This is a genomic window from Streptomyces sp. NPDC107546 (assembly GCF_055639175.1).
This window is the reverse complement of record NZ_JBVKBA010000050.1, coordinates 21,953-35,904: the sequence shown is the minus strand read 5'-3', so window position 1 is coordinate 35,904 and position 13,952 is coordinate 21,953. Positions and strand designations below refer to the sequence as shown.

The window sequence follows — 13,952 nt, the reverse complement described above, 5'->3', positions numbered from 1 at the left end:
AGGCAGACAAGTGGGCGATGAACTATGCGGCCGCCAAGCAGTTCTACCAGCGTGAGGGGCACCTGCGGGTGCCGAGGAAGCACATCGAGACGATCGTCGTGCGGGGCGACGGGGACGGCGATGGCGGCGAGGACCAGGAAGAACAGCAGATCAAGCTCGGGGCCTGGATCAGCAATCAACGCAGCAGGGCAGCGACGCTGTCCCCCGAGCGGATCGAGCAACTATCCGCCATCGACATGCGATGGACATAGGCGTTGCGGTCGTCGTCATCGGACCTCGTGTCCGTCGTGCGCTCTTGCGGTACCTCACGCCGATCGTTCGACGACCCCTTGCATACATCTAGACACGCTATGTGCCAAGTGAAGAAAATGGATCATGGCTTCTGTCTCTCACGATGCGTCGGCTTCCGCCCTGGGCTACCTGTACCAGGCAAAGTGGGCGCTGCTGGAGCTATTGCGCGGGTCGTCCGAGCGGCCGGACGGGGCGATCAGCCTCGAGCTGCATGACGACGTCGCATGGGAAGTCGCGGATAGGCCAGTTGATCTGCTGCAGACCAAGTTCCATCCTCGTTCAACGCGCACGCTGGGCGACCGGGATGACGACTTGTGGCGCACGATCCGGTCGTGGATGGACACTCATGATCCCGGTGATCCCGATGGGCCGTGGCTGACGCTCGTCACCACGCAGCAGGCACGTGAAGGTTCGGCGGCGGCTGCACTACGTGGCACGAGCCGAGAGCCTGCCCTGGCACTGCGCCGGCTCGAGACAGCTGCGGCCGAGTCGAAGTCCAAGGAAACCGCTGAGGCACGGGAGCGTTTTCTGGCCTTGCCGGTCAGGGAGCGGGCAACCTTCGTTGAGCGCATGCGGGTCATCGACGGCACGCTCGGCATCGATGATCTCGACCAGGCGGTGCGAAAGTGGCTGAGGTCTGGCCTGCCGTCCAATGCCCGTCCGCAGGCTGCATTCATGGAGCAGTTATGGGCGTGGTGGTACGACCAGGTCGTGGAGATGCTGCAAAAGCGCCGGACGAGCGTCTCCGTGGAGGCTGTGTACCGGCGAGTGGCGCAGATCCGCGACGACTACACCGCTGACCGGCTGCCGACTCTGGTGCAGCGCAGCGACTGGCACGCCGCGCAGCGTGAGGGAACGGACTACAACGATCACTGCTTCGTCCATCAGCTGCGATGGGTCAATCTCGGTCGGCCGGAGCTGGAAAAGGCGATGATGGACTACTACCGGGCCTACACCCAGGCCATCGCCTGGGTGGACAGTGACCTGATTGACGTGGAAGAGCTGGAACGGTACCAAGAAGAACTGGTCGACGAATGGGAGCGGCTCTTTGCCCGCATGGCTCGAAGGCTGCCGGCGAACGCCAGTGAACAAGACCGGCAGGACGCGGGCGAAGAACTGCTGTGGCAGGTCCTGGACAGTGTCACGGTGCGAATCCGCGACCAGTACGACCAGACCTTCTTTCATCGCGGCCAGCATCACTGCCTAGCGGATGAGGGCCGCGTGGGCTGGCATCCCGAGTTCGTACAGCGGGTCAAGGCTCTGACCGTAGGGGCCGTTCATGCCTAGCCGTGTGCAGCGGCCACAGGCGGTCGCCGCCTTCTTGAATCCGGCCCTGGTGGGCGCGGTGCAGGCCGTAATAGCTCACGAATACGCGCTCAAGCGAAACAGGGCGATGTTGTGGCCGCTCGCGTTGGTGCTTCCCGTTCTGGTGCTGCACCGTTCTACACGCGAAGCGCTGCCCGCCAGCACCAGAACACATCTGCCAGCGTGGGCCGCGCGGCATCCCGCGCTGCTGGCCGGCTTCGGAGCCCGGGTCGAATCGACGCTACCGGTGCTCCGCGAAGGCCTGCGGTTCGCTCTGCGCCACGGACTGATCCGGGTGGATGACGGATTCGTGCACGCCATGCCCTTCGCCACTCGCGGGGTTGACGGGGAGCTACGGGAGTTGCTGAAAGCGGCGCGTCTGGTAGGCAAGTGGGCAGCCACTATAGATCAGCCATCCACCCTTCTGGCACTACTAGGCGTGAGAGTCTGACCACTGTGCAGCTTCGATCCCTGATTCTCTACAGCAAGAGCGGCAAGATCCGCGAGCTAACGTTCCGGCTGGGTGAGCTCAACATCATTACCGGCAGTTCACGGACCGGGAAAAGTATCGTCTTGGATATCGTCGACTTCTGCTTGGGCCGTGACGACGCCCCCGTCTCGGTCGGTCCGATCACCAGGACCGTCGAATGGGTAGCGGTGGTACTGCAGCTGCCCGACACCCGGGCGTTCGTGGCCCGCCGGCTACCCGCCAAGGACAAGAAGTCGGTCTCCACAGCGATGCTCGAGTTCGGTTCCACCCTTCGAGCGCTGCCATACGCAAGGCTGGCGAACAACTGTGACTCCGACGAGCTGCGCCAGCAACTCGGGCGCAGGATCGGCTTGGGCGACGTCCGCAGTGAACCCCAGCCCGGCAGCCTGCAAGCACCCTTCGCGGTCCATCTCGGGCACGCCGTGCCGCTGTGCCTGCAGAACCAGGACGAGATCACCACACGCAGCATCCTGTTCCACCGGCAGGGCGAACGCGACGGAGGAGCACGGCTAACCGCCACCTTGCCGTACTTTCTCGGCGCAGTCGGAGAGGACCAAGCGCAAAAGCAGCATGAGCTAACGGCCGCGCGACGTGTGCTGCGCCGCAAACAGCAGGATCTGAAGGTGGCCGAGGCCGCGGACGGGGACATCGACGCCCGCCTGCACCTGCTACTGGCCCAGGCCCGCACGGCAGGATTGATATCGGCTCAAGAAGAGTTCGACAGCCGCGAGACACTGATCGACGCGCTGCGCGAAGCGGTCCGCTTCCCGCCGTCACTCACCGAAGATGAGTCGTCCCAGGCTGAGCGCACCGCCGCGCTGCAAGAGCGCCGCGACCAGTTGCGGGCCCAGCTGAGCGAAATTAACGAGCAACGGCAGTTCCTGCGGCGGCAGGAAGCCGAAGAAGGCAGCTACACCCAGGCGGTGCAGCGCGGCATTTCCCGCCTGCACGCCGTCGACCTGCTGCCCACCGACACCGGCTCGGAAGCCGAGGACGTGGCGTGCCCACTGTGCGGGTCACAACTGCCGCAGCCAGATGCAGCGGTGGACGACATGCACCGAACGTTGAATGCCCTGCGCGGCCAGCTCGCCTCGGTGGGCACGGTACGGCCCCGGCGCGAGGAGGCACTGCGAGAACTGGCCGACCAAGCTGACGCCGCCCGGGAAGAACTGCGTGGCATCGAAGGAGCTCTCAACTCACTGGCCGAATTGGAAGCCGACCGTACACGCTTCCGCGCCCAGACAGAGGAACGCGCCTTCCTCCGGGGGCGGATCGACGCCCACCTCAGCCAGCTCCCGGACACCGGGGACGACTATGAGGGCAGCCTCCTGCAGCTGCGATCGGCCGTAGCCCTCGCCCAGGCCACCGTCAACGATCTCGAAGCCGAACTCGACACGGACGCCATGCAGGACCGGCTCGAGCATGCTCTCAACTACATCAGCACCGATATGACCGACTACGCGCAGGAACTCAACCTCGAGCACAGCGAACGCAGCATCCGCCTCGACGTCCGCAAACCGACCGTCCTGGCCGACACCGACCAGGGCATCACCCCCCTGCTCCGCATCGGCAGCGGCGAGAACTGGGTCGGCTACCACCTCGTCGCCCACCTGGCCCTACACCGCTACTTCACCCTTCACGAGCGGCCAGTGCCCCGCATGCTCCTGCTGGACCAGATCACCCAGCCCTTCTACCCCTCCGACGTCGCCAAAGAAAGCGGTAACCCCAACCTCATCCGTTCCGACAAGGACCGCAACACCGTCCGCGGCATGTTCGAGCTCATGTACCGCTTCGTGAACGACCTCGCACCGCACTTCCAGCTCATCGTCAGCGACCACGCCAATTTGCCCGACCCGTGGTACCAGGACTGCGTCCGCTACAACTGGCGCGACGGCGAGGCCCTCATTCCCCAAGCCTGGATCGACGAGCACAGTTAGCCCGTGGGCGGTTCTGAGCTGCTGCCGGGTGGCTGCGGAATCTCAGCCGGACTGCCAGTGGCCGGCGTGGAAGGCATGACCGTGTGACGTGGAACCTGCCTGATCCGATGCTGACCGTGGCCGTGAACAGCTCCGCTCTGCCCACCGGGTGGGCCGCGGAGCCGAAATGGGACGGCTACCGCGCCCAGCTCGCCGTGCACGCGGGCGGCCGGGTACTGCTGCGTTCCCGGTGGGGCACGGATATGACGGCGTCGTTCCCCGAGATCCGGGCGGCGGCCCTCGCACGGCTGCCGGCGGACACCGGGTTGGACGGCGAGCTGGTGGTGTGGGAGCGGGACCGGCTGGCGTTCGAGCGGCTTCAGCAGCGTCTCGCGCGGCGCGGGTCGGGTGCGGCCGAGGCGGCGCGCCAGTGGCCGGCGCACTACGTGGTCTTCGACTTGGTTCACGTGGGTGCGGACCTGACCGGCTGGCCGTACGAGCGGCGGCGCGCGGCGTTGGAGGCGCTGTTCACGGACCACTGTCTGGAGGCGCCGTTGACGCTGTGCCCCTCGACCACCGACCCGGCTGTGGCGCGAGGGTGGCTGGAGTGGACGGCGGCCGGGGTGGAGGGGCTGTGCTTCAAGCGGCTGGACGGACCCTACGTCGGGGGCGCTCGATCGTGGCGGAAGTACAAAGTGCGGGTCACCACCGAGGCTGTGATCGGCGCCGTCACCGGCTCCCTCGCCGCGCCCCGGACGGTGCTGCTGGGCCGTTACGACGCCGCAGGCCGCCTTCAGTACGCCGGGCGCAGCACCACACTGTCCCAGGCCGTCAGCCGCTCCCTGGTCGGCGTGCTGGTCCCGCCGATGGGTGCGCACCCGTGGGACGGGTGGATGTTCTCGGCAGGGTGGGGGACGCAGCGCACGCTTGAGGTGGTCCTGGTGGAGCCCGAGGTGGTGATGGAGGTGGCCGTCGATGTCGCCCGGGACAGTGGTGGACGGTGGAGGCACCCGGCCCGGCCGCACCGTATCCGTACGGACGTCGGCGTAGCGCAGGTACCGCTGTTCGGCGAGGACCCTGCCTCGCCATGAGCCCTACGCCGTGGTCGGCTTCGTGGTCGGGCCGACCGCGGCGGGAAGCTCCTGGCGCAGATCGAGGTAGCAACGCAGCCGGACGCCCGGCTCGCCGGGCACCCTGGTCGTCCGGTCGTCTGTCCCCGTCGCCCAGCGTTCGGCGAGCGCACCTTGGAGAGCGAAAGCGGTGGCGTCGTCCGCGGCCGCGATGTCCACGACGACGAGCCCTGGCTCCGCCACGTGTTCGTCCCTGATCGGCTTCATGCTCTGGTCGACGTCCACTGGGGACGACCGGTTCGTCCGGGGCTGGGATGTTCACTCAGCTGAGTGGCATCGACAGCCGGTTCCGGCGCGTCAGCCGCGGAAGTGGGGGAGCCACGTGCCGCTGGATTTCTGCTCGGGTACGGCCTGGTTCTGCTCCTGGCGCTCGTACTCGTCCCGTCTCGCGGCCTCGATGGCGTGGTCCTCGCAGCCGTCGCAGAGCGTCGGATGCCACCGTGGCCCCGGCTTCGGGTATGCCGCCGTCGCCTCCCACCGGTCGTCGGTGAACTTCGCCCCTCAGTTGGCGCAGACAGGACGGCGGGCTCACGCTCGGCTGCCTTCTGCTTAGCCACGCGCTGCAGCTGAGCCTCACTCCCTCTGACGGCCCCTGGCGGCCTCCCGTTCGCGCACGTCAGCAGCCTCACGGCGAGGATTGCCGATCGCCTCCAGCAGGAGCTGCAGATACCGCTGACGCCGCGGAGGCTGGCGAGGAAGCAACGGGGCGACACGTTCCCACAGGTAGTCAGGCGCAAGATCATCGACACTAACGGAAGAGTGTCGTTCCCCTCGGCCCAACGGCTAAGGGCCTGAATCGAGCTCAGGTCGAATTGATCAGTGAGTCGGGTTCACGCCGGTGCGCGCGGCGCACTGCGCGTGGGCACGAGCGCCCGATGGGAAAGCCCGCACGCTCTACCGGTGCCCTCGAGCGGCGGAAATGATGAGCACACCGCACATGGACCAGGTGATCCGCACCCCTGTCCTCGGCCAGGCGGACATGCGGCGGAAGGAGCCTATGGTGTTGCTTCTCATCTCCCCGGACAGTGTCGAGGAGGCCCTCGACTGTGCGAAGGCGGCGGAGCACCTCGACATCGTCGACGTCAAGAAGCCCGACGAGGGCTCGCTCGGCGCCAACTTCCCCTGGGTCATCAGGGAGATCCGTGACGCGGTCCCGGCGGACAAACCGGTGTCCGCCACCGTGGGAGACGTCCCGTACAAGCCCGGCACGGTGGCCCAGGCCGCGCTCGGCGCGGTCGTCTCCGGCGCCACGTACATCAAGGTCGGCCTCTACGGATGCACGACGCCCGGTCAGGGCATCGACGTCATGCGCGCCGTCGTCCGGGCGGTGAAGGACTACCGCCCCGAGGCGCTCGTCGTCGCCTCCGGCTACGCCGACGCTCACCGCATCGGTTGCGTCAATCCGCTCGCCGTGCCCGACATCGCCGCCCGCTCCGGCGCCGACGCGGCCATGCTTGACACCGCCATCAAGGACGGGACGCGGCTGTTCGACCACGTTCCGCCGGACGTCTGTGCCGAGTTCGTCCGGCTGGCCCACGCGTCCGGTCGGCTCGCCGCCCTCGCGGGCAGTGTCAAGCAGACCGACCTCGGTCCGCTGACCTGCATCGGCACGGACATTGTGGGCGTGCGCGGAGCGGTCTGCGAGGGCGGCGACCGCAATGCTGGAAGGATTCAGCCGCATCTGGTGGCCGCCTTCCGGGCGGAGATGGACCGGCAGGCCCGGGAGCACGCGGCCGGCGTCCCCGCCGTGAATTGACCTCTGGCATGCCGACATCTGAGCCCGACCGCATCCCCGGACGCCGGGCCGCGCGTTTCGCCGTCGTCGACCCGGCCACCGGGGAGGCCTTCGACGAGGCGCCTGACCAGCAGCCGGACGAGCTGGACGCCGTGGTCGACCGGGCCCAAAGGGCCTGGCACGGGTGGCGCGCCGACCCCGCCGCCCGCACCACCGCGTTGCGCGTGGCGGCCGACGCCGTGGAGACGGCTGGCGACGACCTCGCCCGGTTGCTCACCCGGGAACAGGGCAAGCCCCTGGCCGAGTCGTACGCGGAGATCGCCCGTACGGCGGCCCGCCTGCGCTACTTCGCCGACCTGGCTCCCAGAACCCGGCGGATCACCGACGGCCGGCCGGTGCACAGCGAGATCCGCTGGCGGCCCCTGGGGCCCGTCGCCGCGATCGTGCCGTGGAACTTTCCCCTCCAGCTCGCGGCAGCGAAGTTCGCGCCAGCACTCGCGGCGGGCAACACCATGGTCCTCAAACCATCCCCATTCACCCCCCTCGCCACCCGACTGCTCGCCTCCGTCCTCGCCACCGCCCTGCCCGAGGACGTACTGACCGTCGTCACCGGCCGCGAACCCCTCGGCGCCCGCCTCGCCTCCCACCCGGGCATCCGCCACGTCACCTTCACCGGCTCGGTGCCCACCGGGCGGGCCGTCGCCGAAGCGGCGGCGGCCTCGCTGGCCCGGGTCACCCTGGAACTGGGCGGCAACGACGCCGCCGTCCTGCTGGACGACGTCGAGGTGGACCGGATCGCGGACCGGCTGTTCTGGGCCGCGATCCGTAACTGTGGGCAGGTCTGCATGGCGGTCAAACGCGTCTACGTCCCGGCCCGGCTCCACGCCGAGGTCGTCGAAGCCCTCGCCCAGCGCGCAAAGACCGTCGCCGTCGGTGCCGGCCTCGACCCGGACACCCGGCTGGGCCCGGTCAACAACGCCCCCCAGCTGGCCCGGGTCGAGCAGGTCACGAAGCAGGCCCTGGCGGACGGAGCCCGGCCGGCGGCCGGCGGCCACCGGCTGGACGGGCCGGGCTACTTCTTTGCTCCCACGATCCTCGCCGGCGTCCCGCCCGGCAGCCCGGTGGTGACCGAGGAACAGTTCGGACCGGTCCTGCCGGTGTTGCCGTACCGGAGCCTCGACGAAGCCGTCGACGCGGCCAACGGCACCGGTTTCGGACTGGGCGGCTCCGTATGGGGCACCGACCTCGACCGGGCCGCGACGGTGGCCGACCGGCTCGAATGCGGCACAGCCTGGATCAACCACCATGCCGAACTGTCCCTCGCCCAGCCCTTCGCAGGCGTCAAGAACAGCGGTGTCGGCGTCGCGGGTGGGCCGTGGGGGCTCTACGGCAACCTCCGGCCGTTCGTCGTCCACCGCCCGCAGGAGGCATGACGATGAGGTTCCAGGCAGCCGTACTGCGCTCATACGAGGACCGTTCGCGGTCGAGGAGGTGGCCCTGGGCACGGAACCCGCCGACGGCGAGATCCTGGTCGAGATCGCGGGCTGCGGTATGTGCCGGACCGATCTCGCGGTCCGGCGATCCGCCGGGCGCAGTCCGCTGCCGGCGGTGCTCGGCCACGAGGGGGCCGGGGTCGTGGTACGGACGGGAGGCGGCCCGGACACCGCGATCAGCGTCGGTGACCACGTCGTGCTGAGCTTCGACTCCTGCGGGCACTGCCGGAACTGCCGCGGTGCGGCCCCCGCCTACTGCGACTCCTTCGCCTCCCTCAACCTCTTCGGAGGACGCAAGGAGGACGCGCCGCGGCTCACCGACTCAACCGGGGGTGCGCTGGCCCCCCGGTGGTTCGGCCAGTCCTCGTTCGCCCAGTACGCACTCGTCCCGGCCCGCAACGCCGTCCGGGTCGATGCCGCACTGCCCGTCGAGCTGCTCGGGCCGCTCGGCTGCGGCTTCCTCACCGGCGCCGGAGCCGTGCTGAACGCCTTCGGCGCGAGCCCCGGCGACACCCTCGCGGTCTTCGGCGCGGGAGCGGTGGGCCTGGCCGCGGTGATGGCGGCCACCGCCGCCGGCGCTCTGACCGTGGCCGTCGACCGGCATCCCGGGCGGCTGGCCCTGGCCGAACAGTTCGGCGCGATCCCGCTGCCCGCCAAAACAGCCGGACTGCCCGAGCGGATCCGGCGGCTGACCGACGGCGGCGCGCAGTACGCGCTGGACACCACGGCCTCGCCGCCGCTCATCAACGACGCGCTCCGGGCCCTGCGCCCCACCGGCAGCCTCGGCCTGGTGGCACGGCTGCACACCGCGCTGCCGCTCGAGCCGGGCACGCTGGAGGGAGGCCGCAGCATCCGCCACATCTGCGAAGGGGACGCCATACCGGGACTGCTGATACCCCGGCTGGCAGGGCTGTGGCAGGCCGGACGCTTCCCCTTCGACCAGCTGATCCGCACCTACCCGCTGGCCGACATCAACGAGGCCGAACGCGACTGCGACGCAGGCCGCGTGGTCAAACCCGTCCTGCTCCCGGAGGGAAGAAACCGATGAGCCAGGCAGGCAGCACCGCAGACTCACCGCATCCGACAAGCAGGCACCCCGCAGTGCCCACTCCCGCAGGCGGAGGAGCCATGGTCGGCACGGCGCCGCAGCACACGGACGTGGAAGGCGTGGACGGAGGCGTGGGTCTGACCGCCCTCCTGGTCGCCGCGGCACGGGCGATCGAGACCCACCGCCACGACAGCCTGGCCCAGGACGTCTACGCGGAACACTTCGTGCGCGCCGCCCCGGCGTGCGCCAACTGGCCGGTGCGCATCGAGCAGGTCCCGGACGGGGACGACAACCCGCTGTGGGGGCGGTTCGCCCGCTACTTCGGCCTGCGGACCAGGGTCCTGGACGACTTCCTCCTCCGGTCGGTCCGTGCGGGCGCCCGCCAAGTGGTCCTGCTGGGTGCGGGGTTGGATACCCGAGCCTTCCGGCTGGACTGGCCGTCCGACTGTGTGGTCTTCGAGATCGACAGGGCGGGCGTGCTGGCGTTCAAGCACCAGGTGCTCACGGATCTGCCGGCCACCCCGAGGGTGAAGCGCGTCCCCGTACCGGTCGACCTGCGCGCCGACTGGATTACCGCGCTGACCACCGCCGGCTTCGACCCGGCCGCACCGAGCGTCTGGCTGGCCGAGGGACTGCTCTTCTACCTGCCGAGCCCCGCCGAGACGTACCTCATCGACACGGTGGACCGGCTGACCACCGAAGGCAGCGCACTGGCCTTCGAGGCCAAGCTGGAGAAGGACCTGCTCGAGTACCGCGACAGCGCGATCTACACGGCGACGCGAGAACAGATCGGCATCGACCTGCTCCACCTCTTCGACAAGGGACCACGACCCGACTCGGCGGGCGACCTGACGGCCAAAGGCTGGTCCACCTCGCTACATACCCCCTTCGACTTCACCCATCAGCACGGACGAGGCCCTCTCCCCGAGCCGAACGATGCGCTGGAGGGGAACCGGTGGGTGTTCGCGCACAAGCCCCGGCTATGACGTCCGCAGCGCTCACGGCGACGTCCGCACAGCGCCCGCCCTTCAGCACGCCGCCCGGGCCTTCGCCGGGATCGGGAACGACTGCCCAGGGGGCTCGGCATGTCCGCGTCGTGCGCCGGGAGGCCGGCGGGTGCTGATCAGGCCGAAGCAGCGGGGTATGGCGTGATCAGCCGAACAGCTGGGAACCGAGCGGGTGCTGCTGGTCGAAGCCGGGGAGGATCAGGAATGTCGCGCTGGCGGTTGTGGTGGTGAATTGCAGCAGTGCGTCGGAGGTGTCCATGTGGGTGAGGGTGGCGGTGAAGGTCCGCAGGTCGTTCTGGAAGCTGATGAAGAGCAGGCCGGGGGCGGGCTCGTCGGTGCTGTAGGAGCGGCGGAGCATGAGGCCGGCGCCGACCACGGCGGGGTTCGCCCTGCGCACGTGGGCGTTAGCGGGGACGAGGTAGCGTCCGTCTGGTGTCTTGGCGCCGAGGTCCGGGCCCGAGGCGACGGGGCCACCGGAGAGGGGGACGCCGCTGGCCCGCCGCCGCCCGAAGACGGCTTCCTGCTCGGCTACGGACAGGGCGGCGAACCGCGGCAGGTCGAGTTCCATGCGCCGCAGTACGGCAAGGGTGCCGCCGGCGACCGCGGGGGGCCCGGCAAGCCACAGGTCGCGTTGTTGTTCGGCGGTCGTGTGCGGGCCCACGATGCCGTCGATGAAACCGAGCGGGTTTCGTGGCGCGGTAAGACCGTTGCCGACGGGCACGTTCGCACCACGGCGTGCGGACTGCCGCCAGCGTTCGTGGATGCGGTCACCGGCCTGGTGCAGGAGCGCGGCGGCGACGACCGGTAAGAGCAGCGCGTCGCTGGCGCAGATCTGTATCAGCAGGTCACCGCCGCGTGCCTGCGGCGCGATCCGCTCGCGGGAGAACCGCGGGAGGTCGGCCGCGCCGGGCAGCGAGGCACCGGCCGTGCGCACCAACCGAGGGCCCACGCCGACGGTCACGGTGAGGTCGCCCGGCGGCAGGCCCAGCAGCCGCGGGTCGGTCCCCGCGGTGAGTGTGCGGATGGCCTGGCCGAGTTCGGCCAGTAACGGGCCGGGAGCGACGGTGGCACCGACGTCGGCCACCACGGCGAGCAGGTTGGGCTGGGCCGGCTGGGGGAGCGTGATGCCTGCCTGGTGCCGGCCCGTCGCCGGAACCGACAGGGGCGTGGCCGCTGCGCTTGGGGCGTTGCGGCCTGGCTGTGCGGAGTCCGATGTGCACCCGGCGGTCAGACCGGCGGCCACCATGGCGCCGGTGACATCGAGGAACGTGCGGCGCGACGGGTGGTGATCGGCTCGGTGCATGGTGTGCAGGGTGCCACACCCGCCTCCTGTGTGCCGGGCAACCTCCCGATTCTGGCGCGGGATTGGGCGTCATGCCAGACTGTGATCATGCCTCGATTAGCTCTTCGCGTGTTGGCGGCGGTACTGGGCACGCTGACACTTGTGGTCGGCTGCAGCGGCGGCGATGGCGGATCGGGCAAAGGCCGGCGGCCGAGCGGTGCGCATGTGACGATCCGAGTGCCTGGCGATGCCCCGACGATCTCAGATGCGGTGTCTCTCGCTCACCCCGGTGACCTGGTATTGGTCGCTCCGGGCGTCTACCACGAGTCGGTGAAGGTCTCCACGCCTGGTGTCACTCTTCGTGGTGAGTCCCGCGACAAGGTCGTCATCGACGGGCGGTTGCAGCAGCCGAACGGCATCGTCGTCGCGGCGCCCGGGGTGGCCGTGGAGAACCTGACCGTGGAGAACAACACGCAGAACGGGGTCCTGGTCACCGGTTCGGCGAAGGCGGCCGCCGGGCTGCCGGGGCGAAGCGGCGGCTACGACACCGGCGATGAGCCCGTCACCTTCCTGAAGTCGTTCCTGGTGTCGTATGTGACCGCGACCCGCAACGGGCTGTACGGAATCTACGCGTTCTCCGCGCAAAACGGTGTCATCGAGCACTCGTACGCGTCCGGCGGGGCCGACTCGGGGATCTATGCCGGGCAGTGCAAGCCGTGTCACATCGTGGTGCGGGACAACGTCGCCGAGCTCAACGCGGTCGGTTACGAAGGCACCAACGCCAGTGGCGACATGTACGTGGTCGGCAACCGCCTGGTCGGCAACCGAGTCGGCCTGACCACCGACTCCGACCACCAGGAGAAGCTGCTCCCGCAGCGGGGCGCCGTCATCGCGGGCAATCTGATCGCTGCCAACCAGCAGAGGGCCACTCCGGAGCAGGCCGACGGCGGGTGGGGCACCGGCATCGGCATCGACGGCGGCAGCGACAACCAGTTCATCCGCAACCGCATCGCCGACAACAGCAACGCCGGGCTGGTGATCACCGCAAACGCCGACATTCCACCAATCGGCAACCAGATCGTGGACAACACGTTCACCGGCAACGGCGTCGACGTCGGCTGGACCTTCCCCACCGCCACACGGGGACGGGGCAACTGCCTGCGCGGCAACGCTCTGCGCACCACAGTGCCCGCCCGGCTCGCGGCAACCGCGTCCTGCCCGCTTCCGTCCAGTTCGCTCTCGCCGGCCGGCAGGTGGGCGATGCCGACGGCGCCCGGTGGCATCCCGTTCACCGAGGTCGCGGCGCCTGGTCCACAGCCGCAGTTCCCAGGCGCCACCACTACGGGCGCCACCGCCGTCCCGGCCGTTCCGGCCCTGCCGGACACGGCAGGCATCCCGCTGCCGTCGGCGTCCCTGCTCGCCGCAGGCGCGCGGGTGCAGACGTCATGAGCGTCCTGAGCAGCGGCTACCGGGTCGGGGTGACTCCGGGTACCGGCTTGACCGGAACGTACTTCTGGGTGTCGAAATCGATGACCACCGGCTGCGACGCGGAAGCCACGCTGACGCGGACCCGGTACATGGTGCCGTCCGAGGCGACCCAGTAGCGCACGTTGCCCGCCGTGCCGGAGCGGTCACGGGAGGACGGCCCCGTCATGACGTCCACCCGATGCCCGTCCACCTGGTCTCGTCCCCACCAGGCGGCGCCGTTCTGCGGCAGCAGTTCGGCGTTGTCCGGCCGGTCGCTGCCGAGCTTGAGTGCGATGGCCAGGGAACTGTCCAGCGAGCTGCCGGACGACTGCAGCGGACGGCCGTACCAGCCCGAGCGGGGCGGCGAGGCGGGTGCGTGCGCCGGGGCGTTCGTCATCGGGTGGACGAACACCGAGGCGGCCGTCCACTCAATCAGCCCATCGCTGGATGTGTCGCGCCCGGTGCCGTGCACCACGCCGTAACCGAGCTTGCCCCGGTAGTCGACGGACCCGGTCACGATCAACGCTCCGGCTGTGCCCGGCACAGTGATCGTCACCGCGCGGCCGTGCGCCTCGTAGTTACGGAACCGTGTGATCGCCAGCCGGTTCGCCTCATCCGACGTCAGTGCGCGCGGACCGCTGGAGCCGGAGCCGCCGCCGGCGAGGAGGATCGCGGCACCCACTGCGACGGCCGCTGTGCCGATGAAGGCTGCCGCCCAGCGCGGCCGCAGCCATCGGCACCGACCGGCCGCACGGCCCGGTATGGCTTGCTTGGTTCTCACGCTGCGC

Annotated in this window: 12 protein-coding genes and 1 pseudogene; 10 read left to right on the top strand and 3 right to left on the bottom strand. The window is 69.5% G+C overall.

What is annotated here, in order from left to right; translation table 11 throughout:
• The 5 genes from ACZ7L1_RS36560 to ACZ7L1_RS36540 all read left to right on the top strand — a co-directional run.
• Positions 1 to 251: helicase associated domain-containing protein (locus ACZ7L1_RS36560; RefSeq protein WP_471443659.1), on the top strand; the 251-nt coding region annotated here is incomplete at its 5' end.
• A 124-nt stretch (positions 252 to 375) separates the two neighbouring features.
• On the top strand, positions 376 to 1,578 hold the full coding sequence (locus ACZ7L1_RS36555; protein ID WP_471443657.1) for an ABC-three component system protein: 1,203 nt from the start codon (positions 376 to 378) through the stop codon (positions 1,576 to 1,578).
• On the top strand, positions 1,571 to 2,047 hold the full coding sequence (locus ACZ7L1_RS36550; RefSeq protein WP_471443655.1) for a three component ABC system middle component: 477 nt from the start codon (positions 1,571 to 1,573) through the stop codon (positions 2,045 to 2,047). Before ACZ7L1_RS36555 ends, ACZ7L1_RS36550 begins: the two co-directional genes overlap by 8 nt.
• Positions 2,048 to 2,052: 5 nt before the next feature.
• Entirely contained in the window at positions 2,053 to 4,023 is a 1,971-nt protein-coding gene (locus tag ACZ7L1_RS36545; protein WP_471443653.1) for a DUF3732 domain-containing protein, read from the top strand.
• A 107-nt stretch (positions 4,024 to 4,130) separates the two neighbouring features.
• The gene (locus ACZ7L1_RS36540; protein WP_471443670.1) at positions 4,131 to 5,093 is read left to right on the top strand and encodes an ATP-dependent DNA ligase; all 963 of its coding nucleotides are present in this window, start codon (positions 4,131 to 4,133) and stop codon (positions 5,091 to 5,093) included.
• A gap of 3 nt (positions 5,094 to 5,096) precedes the next feature.
• On the opposite strand, the gene ACZ7L1_RS36535 is transcribed toward ACZ7L1_RS36540, so the two are convergent.
• Complete coding sequence (locus ACZ7L1_RS36535; protein ID WP_471443651.1) at positions 5,097 to 5,339, bottom strand: DUF6207 family protein; 243 nt, start codon at positions 5,337 to 5,339, stop codon at positions 5,097 to 5,099.
• Positions 5,340 to 6,132: 793 nt separating this feature from the next.
• Here ACZ7L1_RS36535 and ACZ7L1_RS36530 point away from each other — a divergent pair.
• The 4 genes and pseudogenes from ACZ7L1_RS36530 (at position 6,133) to ACZ7L1_RS36515 (ending at position 10,394) form a co-directional block, all read left to right on the top strand.
• Positions 6,133 to 6,888 carry a (5-formylfuran-3-yl)methyl phosphate synthase gene (locus ACZ7L1_RS36530; protein ID WP_471443668.1) on the top strand — a complete coding sequence of 252 codons (756 nt, stop codon included), beginning with the start codon at positions 6,133 to 6,135 and terminating at the stop codon, positions 6,886 to 6,888.
• Positions 6,889 to 6,896: 8 nt separating this feature from the next.
• Positions 6,897 to 8,300 carry an aldehyde dehydrogenase family protein gene (locus ACZ7L1_RS36525; RefSeq protein ID WP_471443649.1) on the top strand — a complete coding sequence of 468 codons (1,404 nt, stop codon included), beginning with the start codon at positions 6,897 to 6,899 and terminating at the stop codon, positions 8,298 to 8,300.
• 2 nt (positions 8,301 to 8,302) lie between these two features.
• Positions 8,303 to 9,408 (top strand): annotated as a pseudogene (locus ACZ7L1_RS36520) (NAD(P)-dependent alcohol dehydrogenase).
• Positions 9,409 to 9,488: 80 nt separating this feature from the next.
• Positions 9,489 to 10,394 carry a class I SAM-dependent methyltransferase gene (locus ACZ7L1_RS36515; protein ID WP_471443647.1) on the top strand — a complete coding sequence of 302 codons (906 nt, stop codon included), beginning with the start codon at positions 9,489 to 9,491 and terminating at the stop codon, positions 10,392 to 10,394.
• 166 nt (positions 10,395 to 10,560) lie between these two features.
• Here the strand turns inward: ACZ7L1_RS36515 and ACZ7L1_RS36510 are convergent, their stop codons facing one another.
• Positions 10,561 to 11,718: a Dyp-type peroxidase gene (locus tag ACZ7L1_RS36510; protein WP_471443645.1), complete on the bottom strand. Its 1,158-nt coding sequence runs from the start codon at positions 11,716 to 11,718 to the stop codon at positions 10,561 to 10,563.
• Positions 11,719 to 11,805: 87 nt separating this feature from the next.
• Here ACZ7L1_RS36510 and ACZ7L1_RS36505 point away from each other — a divergent pair, with 87 nt between their 5' ends.
• Positions 11,806 to 13,146: a NosD domain-containing protein gene (locus ACZ7L1_RS36505; protein WP_471443643.1), complete on the top strand. Its 1,341-nt coding sequence runs from the start codon at positions 11,806 to 11,808 to the stop codon at positions 13,144 to 13,146.
• A 16-nt stretch (positions 13,147 to 13,162) separates the two neighbouring features.
• Here the strand turns inward: ACZ7L1_RS36505 and ACZ7L1_RS36500 are convergent, their stop codons facing one another.
• Positions 13,163 to 13,846 carry a hypothetical protein gene (locus ACZ7L1_RS36500; protein WP_471443666.1) on the bottom strand — a complete coding sequence of 228 codons (684 nt, stop codon included), beginning with the start codon at positions 13,844 to 13,846 and terminating at the stop codon, positions 13,163 to 13,165.
• Between the last annotated feature and the right edge of the window lie 106 nt (positions 13,847 to 13,952).